We start from the raw sequence: 21,226 nt of genomic DNA on the forward strand, positions 1-21,226 counted from the left end.
AAGATAATTCCTGGGTTTATGAACAAAATGTAAATGAGTTAATTATGATAGGTATCCGCTTTTGCCGCAATATTGACCTTGTTTAAGGGTAATGAAAAAAGTGGTATTTAGTATATAATTAAATATATGTGAAAAGTTAAAGGGATATGTTATAACACAAGACTAAGGAATGGGTATATATTAGAGAAATGTATATAGAAGATAGAAGGTTTTTTTAGACCTTCTATCTTTTGTGTTTTTTTAATAAATTTTGTAAAGTCTGTGCATGATAAGCTGATTTTTCTGCGAAATTTTTAAATATTTCGTTTATTTCCTTATTGTCTATTTTATCTGAGTACTGCTGATAATCTCTTACATTTTGTTGTTCATCCAGAATTTTTTTCTTTAATATGTCTTCTGTTGTTAAATTCATTTTTATCCTTCCTTTCCATTTATAGATTCTGTAATATAAAAAATATTATTCATTATGAGCTTCTTTTTAAAATGCATAAATTTTTACCACTATTATGACTAGTGTACTGAGTTGTAACTTATTTGACACATAAATGTAATAATATATGTACATGTGTACTTTAATTTGTTTACAATTAGGAGGTATTCTGGTTTGTCATTTAATTCAGCGCAGTTTTTGCTTTTTTTCTTTATTGTGGTCATCTTTTACTATGTCCTACCAAATAGAATACGTTGGATTTGGCTTCTTGCAGCAAGCTATTGCTTTTATATGACGTGGAATCCAAAATATATTTTTTTAATTATTACATCCACTTTAATTACGTATGTTGGTGGATTGTTGATAGATAGGGTAGAAAAAGTAAAAATAAGAAAATTGCTTGTTTTTTTTAGTATATCGAGTAATCTGGGAATTCTTTTTATATTTAAATATTATGACTTTTTTAGTACAAGTATTACACGTGTTTTTTATCATTTTCATATTGCTGTAAATATGCCATCGTTTGATTTTATACTGCCTGTTGGGATCTCATTCTATACATTTCAGGCATTGAGCTACATTATAGATGTCTACAGAAAAGATGTTAGGGCAGAAAAAAATTTAGGGAAATATGCTTTGTTCGTATCATTTTTTCCTCAGCTACTCTCGGGACCTATTCAGAAATCAAAGCATTTTATGAAACAGATATATGAGAATCACTATTTTAGCTACAATAATGTTAAAAGCGGGTTACTTTTGATGTTATGGGGATACTTCCAAAAAACAATGGTAGCGGACAGAATAGGCAGTATTGTAAATGTTGTCTATAGTGATCCAACAAATTACAGGGGATTTATAATAGTGATAGCTACGGTATTTTTTGCCTTTCAACTATATTGTGATTTTTCGTCATATTCAAATATAGCAATAGGAGCAGCACAAGTTATGGGCTTTAGGCTGTCACAGAATTTTGAAAGACCATATTTTTCAAAATCAATAAGAGAATTTTGGAAACGATGGCATATGTCACTTACAAGCTGGTTTATGGATTATCTTTATTTTCCCTTGGGAGGCAGCAGATGCAGTAAAGCTAGAAAATATTTTAATGTTATGATTGTATTTATGGTAAGTGGTCTGTGGCATGGTTCAAGTTTTACATTTGTAGTTTGGGGAACACTACATGGTATATATTATATAGTTGAAAATTTATTCAGTCCTGTAGGAGATATGCTGGTGAGAAAATTTAAAATTAGGACAAGTTCCTTTGGTTATAAATTATCTATGATATTGATTAATTTCATATTGGTTGATTTTGCATGGCTGTTTTTCAGAGCAACTTCTTTTAAAAATGCTGTAGTGTTAATTAAGAATATGTTTTATTTTAATCCTTCAGTATTTACTGATGGTTCTCTGTATAAACTTGGGTTGGATTCATCAAATTTTTTTGTTGCAATGCTTAGTCTGGGTATAGTTTTTATCGTTGATCTGCTGCAGAGAACAAAAAATCTGAGAGATGAATTGTTGAAACAAAATATGGTATTCAGATGGTCTCTGTATTTGACTTCAGCAATAGTTATATTGATATTTGGTGTATATGGCTCAGGTTATGATATTCAACAATTTATATATTCTAGATTTTAGGAGGAGCGTATTTGATTAAAAAGATAATTATAAAAATTTCAATTTTTATTGCTATTTTATTATTTATGATTTATAGTATTACCCCTATATTTATATTGAAAACAGATCATAGAGGTAAGCTGATAGAAGGCTTGTATAACCATACTGGAAATGCGTATGATGTGGTGTTAATGGGAGGAAGTCATATGAATGGAGGAATAGATCCCAATGTATTGTGGCATGATTATGGCATAACAAGTTTTAACTATGCAACAGGAGGACAATCCATGGACATGACGTATTACATGTTGAAGGAAGTTTTGAAGAAACATAAAAATCCTGTGGTTGTACTTGATGCATATTATCTGGCTCAGAGTGCTGAGTATGGACAAAGAGGGTATATAAGCAATGTGCTTGACAATATGAAGTTTTCGATGAATAAACTGGAAGCCATATGGAACTGTACGCCACTTGAAGACAGATTGGAGTATCTGATACCATTTTTGAAATATCATTATAGGTGGAATCAACTTACAGAGAATGATTTCAATTATGATAGTTCAGAAGCATACTACGCTAAAGGATTTGCCGCTGGAACCAAGAAATATGGAAAAGATGATTCAACGGCAAATCAAACATCCAGAACAGTTTCGGGAACGGTAAATCTTCCGACGAAATCATTGGCCTATTTAAACAAGATCATAGACTTATGTAAAGAAAATAATTTAAAATTGATTTTAATCAATACTCCATTTGACTATAATTCTGATGCCGCTTCAAATGAATGGGTCAGTCAACAAGCCAAAATGTTCAACAAAGTTGCAGAGATTGCAAAGAAAGAAAATGTACCATTTATCAATTATAATGACAAGATGGATGAAATAGATCTTGATTTCAAAAATGATATGAATAATTCAGGACATCTTAATATATGGGGAGCCTATAAGGTTACAAAGGATTTTGGAGATTATTTAAAACAAAATTACAATTTGAAAGATCATAGAAATGACAATGCCTATAGTCAGTGGAATGCAGATTATAAGAGGTCTCAAGCAGCAGCTTATATAACTGATAAATAAGTATCCATAGAAGAAAATGGTTTTGAGATAGCTGAGATAGCTGCTATTATAGTGAAAATGAATTATTGACAGAAATTTTGAAAAGTGATACTTTTAATTACAAAAGTACGTATTTGCATATATTGTACGTAAATACGTACAGACAAGAAGAAAGTATCTATATTAATGAAAAAATACGTTTAAATAATGCCGGAAGGGAGAAGTAAAGCTGTGGAGAGAAGTAAAAAAATTCTTTGTGGATTACAGAATCAGTATTATAGAGCTACATGGAAGTCAATGGGGTTTTCAACAGATGACTTAAAAAGACCTCTAATAGGAATTGCGAATGCGTGGAGTGAGTGTGTTCCCGGTCATTTTAATCTACGTCAGGTTGCACAGAGGGTAAAGGATGGTATATACCGTGCAGGTGCAACGCCAGTTGAGTTTGGAGTGATTGGTGGTTGCGATGGAATGGGACAAGGGCATGATGGAATGCATTACATCCTTCCTTCAAGGGAACTGATTGCAAATTCAGTTGAATCCATGGCACAGATCAATTTATTTGATGGTATTGTGTTATTAGGTTCCTGTGATAAAATTGTACCGGGAATGTTGATGGCAGCAGCACGTTTGGATATGCCATGCATTTTATTGCCGGGAGGACCTATGGATGGAGGAATTGTTTTTGACGGCCGTAAATCGGATCAGACTTCAAGTACTGAAGCTTACGGAATGTTAACTGCCAATAAGATTTCGGAAAAGGAATATGTATCTTTAGAAAATCTTTCATGTCCTACATGTGGTTCCTGTTCTTATCTGGGAACTGCAAATACAATGTGTTCATTATCGGAAGCTTTGGGCATGACATTACCGGATGGAGGTATCATACCAGCTGCTTCTGCTGCACGCCTTGCCATTGCAGAAGATACAGGCATTAAGATTGTCGAACTTGTACAGAAAAATATTACAGCCCGTAGGATTATCACGAAAGAGAGTGTGAGAAATGCAATTAAAGTGTGTCTTGCTATGAGTGGCAGCACGAATGCTGTAATGCATCTTACAGCTATTGCCTATGAAGCTGAATTAGATATTAATGTACTGGAGGAATTTGATGAGTTATCGAAAACGACTCCTCAGATTGCCAAAATCAATCCAGCATCTAAATACAATATGATTGATTTCTATCAGGCAGGCGGAGTCATGCGGTTAATGGAGGAGATGCAGACAATTATAGATACTGAGCAGATGACTGTTACATGTCATACAGTGGCAGATAATATTGTAGATCATGTATACCAGTATCCGGAGAATTCGAATGTAATTAAAACTATGAAAGAACCGTTTGGATATCAAGGTGGTGTTGCTGTACTCCGTGGAAACATAGCACCTGATACGGGAATTACAAAACCTGGAGCATTTGATAAGAGTTTGCATCATTTTGTAGGAGAAGCCATTTGCTTTAATTCAGAAGAAGAGGCAGAAGAGGCAATTTTAGAAGGAAAAGTACATGAGGGACATGTAGTTGTTATCCGTTATGAAGGCCCTAAAGGTGGTCCTGGCATGCGTGAAATGTATAAGGCCATGAAATATTTATATGGACGTGGATTGTCCAAATCAACGGCATTAATAACTGATGGACGTTTCAGCGGAACGAATAATGGATGCTTTGTGGGACACATATCTCCAGAAGCAGCAGAAGGTGGACCGATTGCAATTATAAAAAATGGTGACAAAGTTGAAATCGATGTAGAAAATCGCAGTTTGAATTTAATGGTCAGCGATGAGGAAATTTCCAACCGCTTAAAAAGATGGAAACGCCCAGAACCAAAATTTAAACGTGGATATCTGGGTTTATATTGCAAGATTGCAGCATCAGGCTCTGAAGGTGCAATCATGAAATACGATTTGCTATAAGAACGTGAATATATCTTAAAGTATATATTGATGTATCTATTAATTTATGATAATATTAAAAACATAAATTAGAGTCTTAGGTAGTGAAGTTTGCCCTTAAGTATCCTCTGTGATTAATGACTTCTACTATTGCTAGTAGAAGTTTTTTTATGCTTATTTTTAGTAAAGGTTGTAGAGGTGGTCTTAGATGCATATTTGTGCTAATTTATTTTTTGAAGGCCGAAGATAACTTCTCTTATATAGTATTTTTTAAATGAGTTACAAAAGAATAATTTAAAATGGAAGGAAAATTGATAGATGAGAAAATGTATTTTTATTGGTATTGGCGGTTTTTTAGGTGCTATATCAAGGAGTTTTGTAAAAAATATTAATATATTCAGCTATAGTACTGCAATACCGTTGGATACATTGTTTATAAATATTACTGGAAGCTTTATATTAGCTTTTGTACTTACAGTGACGAGTAAGAAACTGAAAATTGATGAGAATATACAACTTGGAATTTCAACGGGATTTATAGGGGCATATACAACATTTTCAACATTGTGTAAAGAGACAGTAAAATTAATTACCGGCAAATATTATTATGCAGCGGTATCTTATATGCTCATGTCAGTGACTTTGGGACTTATAGCAGCCTATTTAGGTATAATGGCTGGGAGCAAATTCAATTCAAAGATGACAAATAATCACCATAAACCAGATTATGATGAAAATGTTCAGGATATAGACGAAGTAATTTAAATTGTAGGAGGAAATTGAGATGAATTATTTACTAGTTGGTACAGGTGGTATATTGGGAAGTATTGCGAGATATGGTATTGGAAAAACTATATCAAAACATGTCAACGCCAGATTTCCTGTTGGAACTTTTGTAATAAATATCACAGGAGCCATTATGCTTGGAATCTTGACTTCAGCTCAATTTGGTACAAACATGTATTTATTTCTTGGAGATGGGTTTTTAGGAGCATATACGACCTTTTCCACATTTATGTACGAAGGATTTAATTTATTTAAAGATAATGAAAAGTTGAATGCATTTGTATATACCTTAAGCTCCGTTATCATTGGAATAATAGGATTTTCAATTGGCATAAAAATAGGTCTTTTATAAATAAAATAACAGCATTTACTTTTTGGCAGATGCTGTTATTTTTTATTGATTAAAATAGTTTGATTATGTAAAAATATCAATACTTAATAAATGTGGTATAATATAGATGAACAATAGTAGTATTCACTTGTGACGGGACTACTGCTGTGTAACTAAAGAAGAGATACTTTCTTAGAATGCAGAGTTTGAGATGCAGCTTGAAACGATGAAGGTTGTAAGAATTTATTCAACAACATGAAATGGAAAATGAGTTTATCGGTAATACTGTAAATTTCAGAATATTCAAACTAAAACTATTTTTTAAGAAAAAATCTTGATAATTATTGGTATACTGATTTGAAATCCTATGTTAAAGTATCTGTTATCTTGATAATAAAACAAAAATTCGCTCAAAGCCAAGTATTTTCATTACGTTTTATGCCTTGAGCAAAGCGAAAGGAATGAATATAATTATGAAAAAAAAGTGTCAGGAGAATTTCCAACAAACTGCTCTTGAAGATTTTGGATACGAGCAAGAATTAAATAGAGTATTAAAGACAAAAGATTTGGTGATTTATGGATTAATCATCATGGTTCCCATTGCACCCTTTGGTATATATGGAATTGTGAATGAGGCGGCGAGTGGTATGGCTGCATTGGCATACCTTCTTGGCATGCTTGCAATGCTTTTTACAGCATTTAGTTATGCAAGAATGGCGGAGGCAATTCCTATTGCTGGTTCAGTATATTGTTATGCAAGTAAAGGACTAAACACAACCGTTGGTTTTTTTGCCGGATGGGCAATATTACTTGACTATGCATTTATACCTGCTCTTTTATACCTGTTAAGCGGAGCTGCTCTTCACGATATGATGCCTTCAGTACCTATCTTCCTATGGGCATTTATTTTTATTATATGTAATACTTTAATCAATATCAGGGGAATTGAGATGGCTGCAAAAGTCAATAAAGTGTTACTTGTCCTTCAATTAATCATACTTACATATTTTGTAATTTGTGGAGTAATAGGAATAGCTCATGGTGTAAATGGCGCTGAATTTTCGCTGAAACCGTTATTTAATTCAAATCTTGGGCTTTCAGCAGTAATGCCGGGAGTAGCAATTTGTGTTTTAAGTTATCTTGGTTTTGATGGTATAAGCACATTGGCTGAGGAAAACCAGGATGGAGGCGGAACTATAGGTAAAGCTACTGTAATAGCACTGTTAGTTTGTGGGATTATATTTGTCATACAGTGTTGGGTAGCTGGAATGGCGTATCCAGACTGGCATGCCTTTAAAGATCCTAATACGTCATTCTATGTAGTTGCATTCAGTGTGGGTGGAAACGCACTTAAACTTACTTGTGAAATTGGAATAACTATTGCTCTTGGTTTTGCATGTGCATTGTCATTTCAAACTGCAGTTTCGAGAGTACTATTTAGTATGTCAAGAGACGGACTCATGCCAAAAGCTTTTTCAAAAATTCACCCTAAATTTAAAACCCCATATGTTGCAACAATTTTTGTAGCTGTAATTGCTATAATAGTATGCAGCGTATTCAGCGAAATGATTGATATACTGTCATGTTTGGTTAATTTTGGAGCCTTGACTTCATTTGCGATACTTCATGTGGCAGTTATTAATTATTTTGTATTTAAAACTAAGAAATATAATTTCTTTCAACACATTGTATTGCCCACTGTAGGATTTATTATAATAGTATATGTTTGGATACACCTTGCTATTATGTCGAAAATTATAGGACTGGTATGGTTGACCTTAGGTACTGTATACTACTTAGTATTGACATTTGTGTTAAAAAGAGATACTTCGAAGATGCAGGTGTGAATTTTATAAGAATCTTAGGACCAATATATGCTATAATCAATATACCAATTAAAGGTGAGTAAACTAATTTCCGTATCAAGTATGTTGAAACTTGATACGGAAATTAGTCTGAATTCTTTTAATTAGTTACCGCTGGCACCGTAATTTGACAACACCCTGGCACTAGGATCATTTACATCACAGCCTTTCCATTCTTTGTTTGGCATCCAGAAATCAACTATCATTTTGGCCTGTCCTGGGTAATATTTTTCAAAGATTTGCCTGTATAATAGAGATTCTTTTGTAAATGGCTTAGCATGATATTCGTATTTTTTAGATAGTTTTTCAAATTCTTCATCAGAATAATATGCTTCTGCATATTCTTTTAAATAGTCTACCATAGAATGTCCTACAGCATCACTAAATGCCGCCTTTTCACGATATAAAATATCATGTGGAAGGTAATCTCCTTCAAATGCATGTCTCAAAAGATATTTACCTTTATTATATTTATTCAATTTCTTTTCAGGATCGATGGCCATAACGTATTTTACAAAATCCAAGTCTCCAAAAGGTACCCTTGCTTCCATAGAATTTGAACTGATGCAGCGATCTGCACGAAGTACGTCATACATATGGAGTTCTCTGATTCTCTTTTGTGATTCCTTTTGAAATTCTTCTGCATTTGGAGCAAAATCAGTATATTTATAGCCAAATAATTCATCGGAGATTTCGCCGGTAAGAAGTACTCTTATATCAGAAATCTGGTGTATTTTCTTACAGAGCAGATACATTCCCATACTTGCTCTTATTGTAGTAATATCATAGGTCCCAAGAATTTTGATAACTTCCTCGAGCGATTCAATTACTTCCTCTTTTGTCATGTAGACAACAGTATGGTCACTGTGAATATAATCTGCAACTTCCTGTGCATATTTTAGGTCAATGGCATCTTCAGTCATGCCTATGGCAAATGTCCTAATCGGTTTTTCAGAATTCATTTTTTGAGCAATAGCACATACCAATGAACTGTCAAGACCTCCGCTTAATAAAAAGCCTACAGGAGCATCGGCATCCATGCGTTTTTCTACAGCAGCTACCAGCTTATCATGAATGTTACTGCAGATAATTTCCAAGTCATCTTTATAATAGGGACCATTTGCTGCTGAAATATTACAATAGCACGTAAATTTACCGTCAGCATAATAATATCCTGGTGGGAATGGCAGGATCTTGTCTGTAAGACCAACTAGATTTTTTGCTTCACTTGCAAACATGATTTTACCCGATTCAGAATAACCATAGAATAAAGGGCGAATTCCAATTGGATCCCGTGCTGCAATGTAACTATCCTTTTTTCCATCGTAAATAACAGTTGCAAATTCTGCATCTAATTTTGAAAACATGTCTAACCCATATTCGTAATACATGGGGAGTAATATTTCACAATCACTATTAGAAATAAATTTATAGCCCCTTTTTATCAGTTCTTTTTTAATTTTACGAAAACCGTAAATTTCACCATTACAGATAACTGCGTCCATTTTTCTCGTGAATGGCTGCATTCCGCTAAAGCTTAAATCCATGATGGAAAGCCTTTGAAAACCTAAAATTCCAGACGGCAAAGTTAAGATCTCCATCATATCTGGTCCTCTAGACTCGGTTCTCTGTAGTGCCTTTGCAAATTTTTCATATTTTATGTCTGTTCCCGTGTAACACATAATTGTACACATTTTAATATTCCTCCTAGCATGATAAAGTTAATAAACGTTTTATTTTTCATTTTTAGTTATAAAGCTGAAATTGGGATTCTTTCTAGTTCAGAAGCTCTATCAAAATATGTCATAGTTATTCAGATATTAGTTCTCCTATTATAGTGTGGTCATCCCGTTCTTTATAATTTGTTCTAAATATAAAAACAGCGCCAATTCGTCTTATTAATAGGACGAACTGGCGCTTATCCGTGGTGCCACCTAATTTACCATCTAATTGTTGGTCTCTTTCCAGCTACTACTGGTATCCAAAGTAACGTATGGAATACGGCGTACCTACTTTAATCTGAACCTGTGTGAAAGATCTTGCTTAAAACACAGCATACAAATATTTCAGTTTACAACTCCGAAGTGTTATTCAAAAAAACTCTACCACTGGATTCACACTATCTCCAGCTCACTGGTGGTGAAATGTTTTTTTTACTTGTCTTCATCATGGCTTTTATTTAATGAATTTAATTCTAAACCTTACATTCATCTTTGTCAACATTTTTTTGCGTTAAAAAATAAAAATTATTAGTCCACCATTGTAGATAAATTATAATAGAATTTAGAAAGATAGATTTTTACAGGTATATCAGCTACTTTAAACAAAGAAGCAAAGAGAAGAGGTTCCACTGTCGAAATTGATTGTTGCCACTAACTGCGGAGGTTCAGATCCTACATCCGGACTTGCTTCAAATCCTGTACTGGGAAATGAAACTGACAGATTAGTTGATCTTGGTTCAACTTCTATATTATGTGAAACAACAGAGTCTATAGGAGCGGAGCATATTCTTGCAGAGAGGGCAGCTACTCCTGAAGTAAAGGACAGGATATATGAAATCGTAAGAAGGTATGAAGAACATTTAAAAAATGTTGGAGAAAATCTTAGAAATGGGAATCCCTCACCTGGAAACAAGGCTGGAGGAATAACTACTCTTGAAGAAAAGTCACTTGGATGTATCACAAGGGTGGACATAGACCTATTGAGGAAGTTACAGACTATGGTGTCGGTCCAGGCAAAAAAGGACTTGTCATAATGGATGCTCCAGGATATGATATAGCTTCTGTAACAGGACTTGTTGCAGGAGGTGCACAAATAGTTGTGTTTACTACAGGGGATGAACTCCCACAGGAAATGGACTTGTACCTGTTCTTAAAATGACAGCAAACAAGATAACATTCAATAAGATGAAAGAAAATATAGATTTTGATGCGAGTCCTGTAATTGGAGGGACAAAATCCATAGAAGAAATGGGAGAAGAATTGCTAAATGAGATAGTAGCTGTTGCAAATGGAAAGGTTGTAAAGGCGGAAGCCTTTGGTTTCAATGACATTGCGATAAGTAGACTGTGCAATTATGTGTAGACTTATTACAGCAAGGAGATGGTTATATGAAATTTGTAACTTTTAGAGTCAATAACCAGCTAAAGCTTGGTATGTATGCTCTAGACATGAAAAATGTAATTGATATTGGCAGTCTTAAAAACCTTGAAGGACATTATGATAGCATGGTTGTTTAATAATGATCAATTGTGACAGGCCTGGGAAAGTGCCGAAAACACTATATTGATTTAGTATATATTATTTTTTATTATTCTATTGATTCTGCTACTTTTATTAATTCATTTAGTTCTATATCTGATGCAACATTATAGTATGTTCCATTTTTCCAAAACATAATTTGCTTATAATTGTCACCCTTTTCATCACCGTAAACCCATGCTTCGGTATCATTAATGGATATTTTCTTTGAGTTAGTTAATAAATCTTCTGGTTTTCCTGTATCTTGAGCTTCTTGTATTCTGATATATTTTTCATCATCTCCTTTATATGTCATCACAATTAAATCAAATGAACCTAAGCTGTTATTTTGTCTTTGACCTTGTACATTTATTTGTTTCATATTTGCATGCTTATATTTAGGTTCCTTAATTTTAACCTTTATGTTTTTATTAATTTCATCTTCAGTTTTAAAATCTGTTAATCGGCTATTAAAATTCTTTGATGATATAGTTTTATTTGATGAGGTTGAATCGTTAGTATTTTTTGATTCTTTTATATTATTAAATGCAAATACAGATGTTACTATTAACATAACGGATATTAATGTGACTGCGAGAATTATTTTTTTATACTTTAATTTGTTCATAAAATCTCATTCCTATCCTATAATGGTATATATTTTAATATTAATATTGTAGAATTTAATAAGTTATAGTATTTATTAAATTAGTATGTTTGAAAGATTTTGTTAATTATTTTTTACTTCTATTATAACATAGGCTATATATCAAAATATGTCGAAAAAAGAATAACATTTTAATGATATCTTTTAATTTATAACTAGAAAGTAGGAGGGAGAAGTAATGTAAGTTAGCAAATTTATTATTAATTGGTTACTTTATACATGACTTTAAGGGGTAAATTTAGAAGAGGAAAATAAAATAATTATTTTCCTCCTACTCGATTTTTTTTAATAAATTCTGCAGGGTCTGTGCATGATAAGCTGATTTTTCTGCAAAACTTTTGAATATTTCATTGATCTCTTTATTGTCTATTCTATCTGAGTATTGCTGGTAGTCTCTTACATTTTGCTGTTCATCCAGGAGCTTTTTCTTTAATATGTCTTCTGTTGTCAGATTCATTTTACCCTTCCTTTCTCTTTATATATTCTGTAATATAAAAGATTTTATTCATTTGAAATTTTGATGTAAGTATTCTTGTTATTCGTGTTTAATGATATAATCCTAATCGAACTATTTTCAAGTATGTATGTAAAAACAAGATGAGGAGAGTTAGATAAATGATTAAAGATTATAAGTATGATTATTTAATTCAGTGTATACAGGTGATAATTGGATATATAATAACAGCTTTGGGATTTAATTTATTTTTAAAACCCAATCAGATAGCCAGCGGCGGAATTGTAGGTATATCCTTACTGGCACAAAAAATCTTTCAAATATCTTGTTGTCAAATATGAATAGTTTTGCAAGGATAAAGTTAAAATAGAAAGTGAAAAAGGAATATCAGTGTAAAGGAGAGGTATATATGGAAAATTCCATGTTCTGTTACCAGTGTGAGCAGACAGCCGGAGGTAAAGGGTGCACAAAAAGCGGTGTCTGCGGAAAAACACCGGAAATTGCAAATTTACAGGATTTATTGATATATCAGCTGAAGGGAATCTCCAGTTATGCGAAACCCCTTATTGAACGGGGAAAGTCTGTTGACAAGGAGATAGTGAAATTTGTTGAAAATGCTCTGTTTACAACATTGACAAATGTTAATTTTGATGCTGAAGTCCATGTAAGGTTATTAAAAAAGTCACAAAAAGTGAAGGAGTCTTTAAGAGCTCAGGCACCGGAAGGGCAGTATCCGGATGCGGCCGCATATAACCTGAGTGATACTAGGGAAATGATGCTGAAGGATTCGGTGAAGGCAGGCATTATGTATGATCAGAATCTTGATGCGGATATTCGTTCATTGAGATCCACTATATTGTATGGATTGAAGGGCATAAGTGCCTATGGACATCAGGCAAGATTTCTGGGATACAGTAATGAACAGGTTGACAATATTTATTTTTTAGGACTGGAAGCTACCACAAATGACAATTTAACTCTTGAAGATATGATACGCATGACCATGAGAGTTGGGGATATGGCTGTACAGGTAATGAAGACTCTGGATGAAGCCAATACTTCCATTTATAAAGATCCTTCACCTCATAAAGTGAATGTCAATATCAAAAAAGGTCCATTTATCATAGTGTCCGGACATGATTTAAAGGATCTGGAAATGCTCCTCAAACAGACGGAGGGCAAGGGAATTAATATTTACACCCATGGAGAAATGCTGCCGGCAAATGGTTATCCGGAACTGAAAAAATACAAACATCTGGTTGGAAATTTTGGATCTGCGTGGCAAAATCAGCAAAAAGAATTTGATGGAATTCCAGGATGTATTTTAATGACTACAAATTGTATGATGAGGCCAAGAGAAACTTACAAGGACAGGATATTTTCAACAGGTGTTGTAGGCTGGGATGGAGTAAAGCATATACCGGTTTTGAAAGACGGAACCAAGGATTTTAGTGAGATAATAGATAAGGCACTGGAACTGGGAGGATTTAAAAAAGATGAAGATGAAAAACAGATACTGGTGGGCTTTGGGCATCATGCAGCATTGTCCCATGCTGAAGATATAGTAGGTGCAGTTAAGAAAGGAGAGATACGGCATTTCTTTCTGATAGGGGGATGCGATGGAGCAAGACCTGGAAGAAGTTATTATACCGATTTTGCCAAAATGGTACCCAAAGACTGTATAATTCTCACCCTGGCCTGTGGTAAATACAGATTCAATAAATTAGACTTTGGAACAGTGTCCGGACTGCCAAGACTGCTGGATGTAGGGCAGTGCAATGATGCTTATTCGGCAGTGAGGATAGCCACCGGACTTGCAGATGCTTTTGAAACAGATGTGAACAGTCTGCCTCTTACCATTGTACTTTCCTGGTATGAACAAAAAGCTGTAGCTGATTTACTGGCACTTTTGTCTCTGGGAATAAAAGGCATATACTTAGGCCCAAGTCTGCCGGCATTCATATCCCCAAATGTGCTGCAGTATCTGGTGGATACTTTTGATATCAGACCCATAAGTACTCCGGAGGATGATTTAAGTACTTCGCTAAAGCAGGCAAAATAGAATTTTGAGATTTACATGAAAACAATGCTTCCTGTGTTAAAATTGAAATATCATGAAGTCAGTGATGTTTTCCAAGCAGTCCGTATAGAAATAAATTCAAAATATTTTCTTTATATTTTATACTTTTTTTATAGTAATCAGGTTGGTGCATGATGGATGCAGATGAAAGAAGAAATGTAAGCAGTGCATCATCTGAAAGAGATGGATCAATTGCTCCAGCTTTCTTCCCGACTTGTATAAACTTTCCATAGACAGATTGTGCCTGAATTGAAGCTGCTTCTTTATAAAGCTGTCGGAATGCCTTATCCTCCATGGCTTGCTGGCTAAAGTCAGAATGACTTAATTCCAAAATGGCGTTATGCTTTTTACACATTATTTGTTCTATCTTTTCAGAAAAGGGAATGTCCCTGTCCAACAGCTCCTCATATTCTCGCACTACCTGTTTTATATAGGAAATAAAGGCTTCTCTTGCCAGATTGTTTTTATCTCCAAAATAATTATAAATTGACACCTGTGAAACACCTGCTTTTGTGGAAATCTCACTGATGCTGACATTTGTTATGCCCCGCTCGATAAAAAGCTTGGTAGCAATTTCAAGAATGGAATCTTTCTTTTGTTTTGTTCTTTTCTCATAACCATTCACAATAATATCACCCAGTATTATTATACCATTGTTTTGAAATATAATAAACAGAATTTCAAAATATATTGACAATCATAATAACCAAGTATATTATGAAATATAACAATAAATATTTCAAAACTTTGTATGGAGGTATGAAAAATGAATTTGTATATTATTGGATTTTCTCATATAGATAAAATGGATTTGATGAAGGTTGGGGGTAAAGGATTAAATTTGGGGATGCTGTCAAAAATTCCCGGAATTCGGGTACCGGAAGGCTTTTGTATCACCACTACTGCTTTTCGGGAATCTCTGGCCAATAATTTTAAAATTGAATCTCTGCTGGAAAATCTGGAAGAGCTGAAGTCAACTGATGGGAAACAGATTTCAGAAATCAGCGAAAAGATACGAGCTGAAATCGAAAGTATTCAACTGCCACGGGATATTGAATCCGCCATTGTGAAAGAACTGTCCAATTATGATGACAGGTCATCTTTTGCGATACGATCCAGCGCAACAGCGGAGGATCTGCCCAATGCTTCTTTTGCCGGACAGCAGGATACCTATCTGAATATCAGGGGAAGAAAAGAAATTCTGCGGCACGTAATAAAGTGCTGGGCCTCCCTTTTTACAGATCGTGCGGTAATATATCGAGTGGAGAACGGTTTCCGGCACCGGGAGGTTTCTCTTTCCGTTGTTGTTCAAAGAATGATCTTTTCTGAGGCTTCCGGAATTTTATTTACCGCGGATCCGGTGACTTCTGATCGAAGGACCCTTTCTATCGACGCGGGGTTTGGACTTGGCGAAGCCATGGTATCCGGTCTTACAAATCCGGATATTTATAAAATACAAGACGGGAGGATTATTTCGAAGAGAATCGGCGTACAAAATATGGAGATTCTTTCTGCAGAAAGCGGAGGTATACAGAAAAAGTTGGTTGATGCAGACAGGCAGAAAAAACAGGTATTGCCCGATGATCTGATTTTGCAGCTGGCCCGCATTGGGCGGAGAATAGAATCCTATTTCGGATGCCCCCAGGATATTGAATGGTGCTTTTACCAAAATGAGTTTTATATGGTTCAAAGCCGGGCCATCACAACTTTGTTTCCGATTCCGGAATCTCCAAATGTCAAAAAGCCCAGGGTGTATATGTCCATTGGACACATTCAGATGATGACGGATGCAATACACCCGCTTGGCATGTCATTTTTTCAAATGATCTCGGATATTTCACTGACAAGAGCAGGGGGCAGGCTTTATGCAGACATTACCCATGATCTGTCTTCAGCCTTGGGGCGCAAGCGGCTGGTTATGGCAACAGGAAAGCAGGATTTACTGATACAGGGTGCTATCAAGCAGCTTCTGGATCAAAAAGACTTTATGAAATCTCTGCCGAAAGGCAAAAGGAATGTGAAAGGAGGAATTTTTACTCCATCTTCCATTTTAGCAGCAATCAAAATCCATTGGAAAAATGATCCGGAGATCATCCATGAATTAACCGGAAAATTTGATTCTGAGCTCAACGAAATTGAGGGTAAGCTGTCAAAGCTTTCTGGAAAAGCAGCCCTGGATTTTATAAAGAATGACAGGGATTCACTGCTGGCAATGGCATATCACCCCAAAATGTTAGGTGCAATCATTGCGGCCATTTTAGTCAATGATTCCATAAATAAAAATGTTGAAAATTGGCTTGGAGAGAAAAATGCGGCAGATTTACTCTCCAAATCCCTGGAAAATAATGTGACCACTGAGATGGGTATGGCATTATGTGATTTGGCCGACACAATCCGGAAGTATCCTCAAGTATTGGAATACCTGTCTAAAAATTCGGAGGATAAAGATTTTTTTGAAAAAATGAAAGTGTTTGCTGGAGGAGAAGAAGTGGAGAAGGCATTTAAAAATTTCCTTGCGAAATACGGAATGCGCTGTCCCGGTGAGATTGATATTACCAAACCCCGTTTTGAAGAAAACCCTGCACAATTATTGCCTATGCTGCTGAGCAATGTTAGGATTCTAAAGCCCGGTGAACACAAAACCAGATTTATAAATGGCAGGATGGAAGTGAAGAAAAAAGAAGAAGAAATACTGTGTAGTCTGCTGCAATTGCCGGCTGGCAAAAGAAAAGTAAAAAAGATGAAAAAAGACATCCATTTGCTTCGTAATTTTATTGGATATCGTGAATATCCCAAATACTGCATCGTACGCCGTTATCAAATTTATAAAAAGGCACTGCGAAAGGAAGCGAACAGGCTGGTTCAAAAAGGTATTCTGCATGGCACCCAAGATATTTTTTATCTTTATTTTGACGAGTTATACAGGGCAATTGAAACAGATAGGGTGGATTACTCCATAATTGAGAAGCGAAAAGAAGACTATGTCCATTTTAAAAATCTTACTCCACCCCGTGTGATTACTTCCGACGGTTTTGTTCCATATTCGGATTTCTCCACAGAAAAATTTCCTGCAGGGGCTTTAACAGGTATTCCAGTATCCTCCGGTGTTGTGGAAGGATGTGCTCGAATCGTCTTATCCGTGGAAGAGGCTGAACTGGAGGAAGGGGATATTTTGGTTACCAGGTTTACTGATCCAAGCTGGACTCCACTTTTTGCCACAATAAAGGGATTGGTTACCGAAGTCGGAGGTTTTACCACGCACGGTGCAGTTGTTGCAAGAGAATATGGTCTCCCGGGAGTTGTAGGAGTGGAAAATGCCACAAAATTGATCCGGGACGGACAGCAGGTTCGGATAAATGGGACTGAAGGCTACGTGGAGCTGTTGTAGTAAAGGGATGAAAAAAAGAAATTTTTAGTATATAATTTAAATGTATACAAATAAACTGGATAAGTTGTTAAGCCACAAACTGAGGGGATGGGATATATGTCTAATTTTTTATTCTTGAATAAGAGATGGCCTGTGTTGGCCAAACTTGGGGTTCAGGCGGAAAGCTATTTTCATGTGGATAGCAATGCCACAATGCTGAAGATGCGTATGTTCGGGGAAAAGATAATTGATTATATATTGGCAATGTACAAGGTAAATGCAGGAAAATTTGCCACACAAAATGACAAGATCAGACTTTTGAGGACTACAAATATAAACAAGGCCGTTCCGGATTTGTTTGATATAGTGAGAAGGTTCGGGAATAGAGCAAGTCATGCCGGATATGAAAACAAAAGGGATGCATTGGAGTGCCTGGTTTCCATGTACAAGATATCTGCCTGGTTTTATATCAGGGTTACAAAGGATATGTCGATCAGGCCCCTGACCTACAGAATACCGAAACCTGCACCGGCTGGCAATAGGGTTTATGATGTAGAAGCCTATGCCGAAGAAAAAGAAAAAATAAAAGAAGAACATACCAGGGAGCTAGCAACTGTAAAGAAACAGACGGCTGAATTGATTCAAACTGAGAAGGATAAAAAAATGCAGAAGGAAATTGAAAGTACTCTGGATTTCAATGAAGCTCATACAAGAAAGAAGCTTATTGACATAATGCTGAAGGATGCAGGCTGGAATGTAGGAAACAATGATTCGGTGAAAATTGAACTTCCTTTAAAGGATCATAAGGGGAAAGGAAAAACAGGTTATGCGGATTATGTGCTTTTCAATAAAGTAGACAAGCCTCTTGCAGTGGTGGAGGCCAAAAAAACTTCCGCGGATTCCATAATTGGAAGACAGCAGGCCATGGAATATGCAGACAGCATTGAGAGGATATACAAGGTACGTCCTATAGTTTTCTATACCAATGGATATGAGATATACATATGGGATGACAAGTACAGTGAGCCAAGACAAATCTGGGGATTTTATACTCTTGAGGATTTGGAAAAGCTGTTTTTCAGGCATAAGTACAGTAAAGACTTGAATAAAATTCAGATAGATAAGAACATAGCCGGGAGACCCTATCAAATAGAAGGTATCAAGAGAGTTTATGAAAGGTACCAGAGCGGAAGGAGAAAAGCTCTTCTGGTGATGGCCACGGGTACTGGAAAGACCAGGACGGTAATTGCCCTGACCAAGGGGCTTATGGAGGCAAAATGGGCTGAGAGGGTTTTGTTTCTGGCAGACAGGGACGAGCTTGTGAAACAGGCCCAAGAGGACAAAAACAGTTTTAAAACTTTCATGCCTGAAGAAATATCCTGCAGATTTACCGGGAAAAATTCTGACAACAGGGAAGCCACCTTGTATTTTTCAACTTACCAGACCATGATAAATTACTACAGACAGTTCAGTGTGGGTTTTTTTGATCTTGTAATATGCGACGAATCCCACAGAAGCGTCTACAAGGTTTACAGGGATATTCTGGAATATTTTGATTCGCATATAATAGGACTTACAGCTACGCCGGTGGATTTTATCGAGAGGAATACCTTCAGCCTGTTCAGCTGCGACAATGGAGATCCTACATTTAATTTTCCAATTGAGGAGGCCTGGAACCATGTACCGCCCTATTTAATCGAGCCCAGGGTAATAGATGCCACTACGGATTTTTTGAGGAAGGGCATAAAGTATAGTGAAATGACGGAAGAGCAGAGGCAGCAGATAGAGGAAGAAGGTTATGACGGTGACGAAATAAACTATGACAAGAAGGAACTGGAGAAAAAAATCACCAACAAGGATACCAACAGATATATACTGAGAACTCTGATGGAGCAGGGCATAAAGGTGGGGGATTATATAGGAAAGACCATAGTATTTGCCAAAAACAAGAAACATGCCAATCTTCTGGATTCACTGTTCAATGAACTATATCCGCAGTACAAGGGCAAACTTGCGGCAGTAATTTATTCCGACATAAAGGATAAATCCATTTTGATCGAAAAATTCAAGAATGAAGATTTTCCAAGGGTGGCCATATCCGTGGATCTCCTTGATACGGGCATAGATGTACCTGAAATTGTCAATCTGGTTTTTGCAAAGCCTGTTTATTCTAAGGTAAAGTTCTGGCAGATGATAGGCAGGGGAACCAGAAGGTGTGAAAATCTTTTTGGAGAAGGACAGGATAAAAGAGAATTTGCCATTTTTGACTGTTACAAGAACTTTGAATTTTTTGAAATGCACGTAAAAGGATATGAGCCAAAGCTCCAGAAAACTTCCATTCAGGTGAGGTTTGAAATTATGTGCAGGCTTTTGGAAAAATTCAGGGAGATCAGGAAGATGGATATATGCACTGTCTTTGCAGCCAAATTAAAGGCAGATATGGAACAGCTGCCAAAGGACAGTATAGAAATTAAAAAGAACAGAAAAAAGATAGAACAGGTGAAAAAGAAAGAGTACTGGAACAATTTAAGCGAGGATTTTATCAAAAAGCTGAAGCTGGAAATTGCACCGCTGACCAAATGGATAGAGAGCAGTGATGATTCTGAGGCAGTGAGATTTGACAACTCAATCTACAGAATTATGTTCCACAAGCTTTCCAATAACAGGGAAAATCTCATAGAAGGGATAAACAGCACTATAAAAAAACTTTCAAAGCTGAAATTGAATCTTAATCAGTTCGAGGGCAGGAGGGAGCTTGTAAAATCACTGCTGCAGCCTTCCGGCTGGAAGGATTTAAGCTATGAAAGGCTGGAAAAAATAAGGCTGGATGTGAGGGATCTTGTGAAATATCAAGGCGGCAGGCCAAGCAACTTTGTAGTGCTGGATGTAAAAGATACAGGCCAGGTGACCAGGGAAATCAGCGGCGGTTCAGTGCTTTACAGAGGCAATATGGAGCCTTATCATAAGAGGGTAAAGCTTGCCATAGAAAATAAGCTTAAGGATCAAATTGTAATTCACAAGATCAGAAAGGGCGAGAAATTGTCAGAGGAGGAAATGCAGAGCATATATTCCATATTCAGCGATGATTTTGTGTACAGTATTGATGAACTATCCGGCAAAACGGATATTGACAGTGAAGATATAATTGGCATAATAAGAAAATTTGTGGGAGTGGATGAAGCAGAACTGAATAGAAGATTTGAAGATTTTATCCAGAAGCACCACAGCAAAATGAATTCCACACAGATAAAAACCTTGGAGATAATAAAAAATGATATTGCCAAGCACCGCGGGATATCCATTGCAGCACTATTTGCAGAACCCTATACCAATTTCAATCAAAATGGTGTAGAGGGTATATTCGGTAAAATGACCGACCAGGTATTTAATGAATTGATTGAGCCTTTCAGGGCATCATATATTTCTTAACAGGAAG

General features: G+C 35.7%; 17 protein-coding genes, 1 pseudogene and 1 other annotated feature. Of the genes and pseudogenes, 13 read left to right on the top strand and 5 right to left on the bottom strand.

What is annotated here, in order from left to right:
• Positions 1-223: 223 nt before the first annotated feature.
• A complete protein-coding gene (locus LN736_RS15220; protein ID WP_150358149.1) occupies positions 224-412 on the bottom strand; it encodes a ferritin family protein in 189 nt (62 codons plus the stop codon).
• Between the two features lie 378 nt (positions 413-790).
• Here LN736_RS15220 and LN736_RS15225 point away from each other — a divergent pair, with 378 nt between their 5' ends.
• The 6 genes from LN736_RS15225 to LN736_RS15250 all read left to right on the top strand — a co-directional run bounded on the left by LN736_RS15225 (position 791) and on the right by LN736_RS15250 (position 7,965).
• Positions 791-2,071: an MBOAT family O-acyltransferase gene (locus LN736_RS15225; protein ID WP_268253919.1), complete on the top strand. Its 1,281-nt coding sequence runs from the start codon at positions 791-793 to the stop codon at positions 2,069-2,071.
• Between the two features lie 11 nt (positions 2,072-2,082).
• Positions 2,083-3,129 carry an SGNH/GDSL hydrolase family protein gene (locus tag LN736_RS15230; RefSeq protein WP_229981902.1) on the top strand — a complete coding sequence of 349 codons (1,047 nt, stop codon included), beginning with the start codon at positions 2,083-2,085 and terminating at the stop codon, positions 3,127-3,129.
• A gap of 210 nt (positions 3,130-3,339) precedes the next feature.
• The gene (gene ilvD / locus LN736_RS15235; RefSeq protein WP_229981903.1) at positions 3,340-5,022 is read left to right on the top strand and encodes a dihydroxy-acid dehydratase; all 1,683 of its coding nucleotides are present in this window, start codon (positions 3,340-3,342) and stop codon (positions 5,020-5,022) included.
• A gap of 297 nt (positions 5,023-5,319) precedes the next feature.
• Positions 5,320-5,766 (top strand): fluoride efflux transporter CrcB, encoded by a 447-nt coding sequence (gene crcB, locus LN736_RS15240; RefSeq protein ID WP_150358145.1) that lies wholly within the window; start codon positions 5,320-5,322, stop codon positions 5,764-5,766.
• A gap of 19 nt (positions 5,767-5,785) precedes the next feature.
• The gene (gene crcB, locus LN736_RS15245; protein WP_150358144.1) at positions 5,786-6,139 is read left to right on the top strand and encodes a fluoride efflux transporter CrcB; all 354 of its coding nucleotides are present in this window, start codon (positions 5,786-5,788) and stop codon (positions 6,137-6,139) included.
• Between the two features lie 452 nt (positions 6,140-6,591).
• The gene (locus LN736_RS15250; RefSeq protein ID WP_150358143.1) at positions 6,592-7,965 is read left to right on the top strand and encodes an APC family permease; all 1,374 of its coding nucleotides are present in this window, start codon (positions 6,592-6,594) and stop codon (positions 7,963-7,965) included.
• A 122-nt stretch (positions 7,966-8,087) separates the two neighbouring features.
• Here LN736_RS15250 and asnB read toward each other — a convergent pair whose 3' ends face one another.
• Positions 8,088-9,677 (bottom strand): asparagine synthase B, encoded by a 1,590-nt coding sequence (asnB, locus tag LN736_RS15255; protein ID WP_150358142.1) that lies wholly within the window; start codon positions 9,675-9,677, stop codon positions 8,088-8,090.
• A gap of 205 nt (positions 9,678-9,882) precedes the next feature.
• Positions 9,883-10,162, bottom strand: a binding site (T-box leader).
• A gap of 180 nt (positions 10,163-10,342) precedes the next feature.
• Between asnB and LN736_RS15260 the strand changes: the two are divergent.
• The 3 genes and pseudogenes from LN736_RS15260 (at position 10,343) to LN736_RS19040 (ending at position 11,221) form a co-directional block, all read left to right on the top strand.
• Positions 10,343-10,863 (top strand): annotated as a pseudogene (locus LN736_RS15260) (hypothetical protein).
• A complete protein-coding gene (locus tag LN736_RS19035) occupies positions 10,860-11,066 on the top strand; it encodes a UxaA family hydrolase (RefSeq protein ID WP_243139167.1) in 207 nt (68 codons plus the stop codon). The pseudogene LN736_RS15260 and the gene LN736_RS19035 overlap by 4 nt, the downstream one beginning before the upstream one ends.
• Before the next feature lie 26 nt (positions 11,067-11,092).
• Positions 11,093-11,221: a hypothetical protein gene (locus LN736_RS19040; protein WP_268253920.1), complete on the top strand. Its 129-nt coding sequence runs from the start codon at positions 11,093-11,095 to the stop codon at positions 11,219-11,221.
• Positions 11,222-11,292: 71 nt separating this feature from the next.
• Here LN736_RS19040 and LN736_RS15265 read toward each other — a convergent pair whose 3' ends face one another.
• Together LN736_RS15265 and LN736_RS15270 are read right to left on the bottom strand one after the other, a co-directional pair.
• Entirely contained in the window at positions 11,293-11,850 is a 558-nt protein-coding gene (locus LN736_RS15265) for a DUF4367 domain-containing protein (RefSeq protein ID WP_179977310.1), read from the bottom strand.
• 310 nt (positions 11,851-12,160) lie between these two features.
• Complete coding sequence (locus tag LN736_RS15270; protein WP_150357153.1) at positions 12,161-12,346, bottom strand: ferritin family protein; 186 nt, start codon at positions 12,344-12,346, stop codon at positions 12,161-12,163.
• A gap of 158 nt (positions 12,347-12,504) precedes the next feature.
• Between LN736_RS15270 and LN736_RS15275 the strand changes: the two genes are divergently transcribed.
• Complete coding sequence (locus tag LN736_RS15275; RefSeq protein ID WP_150357152.1) at positions 12,505-12,684, top strand: YitT family protein; 180 nt, start codon at positions 12,505-12,507, stop codon at positions 12,682-12,684.
• A 68-nt stretch (positions 12,685-12,752) separates the two neighbouring features.
• Positions 12,753-14,405, top strand: coding sequence for a hydroxylamine reductase (gene hcp / locus LN736_RS15280; RefSeq protein WP_229981904.1), 1,653 nt, complete (start codon positions 12,753-12,755; stop codon positions 14,403-14,405).
• Between the two features lie 58 nt (positions 14,406-14,463).
• Here the strand turns inward: hcp and LN736_RS15285 are convergent, their stop codons facing one another.
• Positions 14,464-15,048, bottom strand: a complete 585-nt coding sequence (locus LN736_RS15285; protein WP_190972211.1) for a TetR/AcrR family transcriptional regulator — start codon at positions 15,046-15,048, stop codon at positions 14,464-14,466.
• A 141-nt stretch (positions 15,049-15,189) separates the two neighbouring features.
• On the opposite strand from LN736_RS15285, the gene ppsA reads away from it, so the two are divergent.
• Both ppsA and LN736_RS15295 read left to right on the top strand, forming a co-directional pair.
• Positions 15,190-17,811, top strand: a complete 2,622-nt coding sequence (ppsA, locus tag LN736_RS15290) for a phosphoenolpyruvate synthase (RefSeq protein ID WP_229981905.1) — start codon at positions 15,190-15,192, stop codon at positions 17,809-17,811.
• A 96-nt stretch (positions 17,812-17,907) separates the two neighbouring features.
• On the top strand, positions 17,908-21,219 hold the full coding sequence (locus LN736_RS15295) for a DEAD/DEAH box helicase family protein (RefSeq protein WP_150357148.1): 3,312 nt from the start codon (positions 17,908-17,910) through the stop codon (positions 21,217-21,219).
• Positions 21,220-21,226 lie beyond the last annotated feature (7 nt).

Source organism: Clostridium aromativorans, assembly GCF_020908015.1.
Classification (GTDB): domain Bacteria; phylum Bacillota; class Clostridia; order Clostridiales; family Clostridiaceae; genus Clostridium_B; species Clostridium_B aromativorans.

Coding starts and splice junctions, on each gene's coding strand:
- LN736_RS15220 (WP_150358149.1), bottom strand. CDS start 412: ATGAATTTAACAACAGAAGACATATTAAAGAAAAAAATTCTGGATGAA.
- crcB (WP_150358145.1), top strand. CDS start 5,320: ATGAGAAAATGTATTTTTATTGGTATTGGCGGTTTTTTAGGTGCTATA.
- crcB (WP_150358144.1), top strand. CDS start 5,786: ATGAATTATTTACTAGTTGGTACAGGTGGTATATTGGGAAGTATTGCG.
- LN736_RS15250 (WP_150358143.1), top strand. CDS start 6,592: ATGAAAAAAAAGTGTCAGGAGAATTTCCAACAAACTGCTCTTGAAGAT.
- asnB (WP_150358142.1), bottom strand. CDS start 9,677: ATGTGTACAATTATGTGTTACACGGGAACAGACATAAAATATGAAAAA.
- LN736_RS19035 (WP_243139167.1), top strand. CDS start 10,860: ATGACAGCAAACAAGATAACATTCAATAAGATGAAAGAAAATATAGAT.
- LN736_RS19040 (WP_268253920.1), top strand. CDS start 11,093: ATGAAATTTGTAACTTTTAGAGTCAATAACCAGCTAAAGCTTGGTATG.
- LN736_RS15265 (WP_179977310.1), bottom strand. CDS start 11,850: ATGAACAAATTAAAGTATAAAAAAATAATTCTCGCAGTCACATTAATA.
- LN736_RS15270 (WP_150357153.1), bottom strand. CDS start 12,346: ATGAATCTGACAACAGAAGACATATTAAAGAAAAAGCTCCTGGATGAA.
- LN736_RS15275 (WP_150357152.1), top strand. CDS start 12,505: ATGATTAAAGATTATAAGTATGATTATTTAATTCAGTGTATACAGGTG.
- hcp (WP_229981904.1), top strand. CDS start 12,753: ATGGAAAATTCCATGTTCTGTTACCAGTGTGAGCAGACAGCCGGAGGT.
- ppsA (WP_229981905.1), top strand. CDS start 15,190: ATGAATTTGTATATTATTGGATTTTCTCATATAGATAAAATGGATTTG.
- LN736_RS15295 (WP_150357148.1), top strand. CDS start 17,908: ATGTCTAATTTTTTATTCTTGAATAAGAGATGGCCTGTGTTGGCCAAA.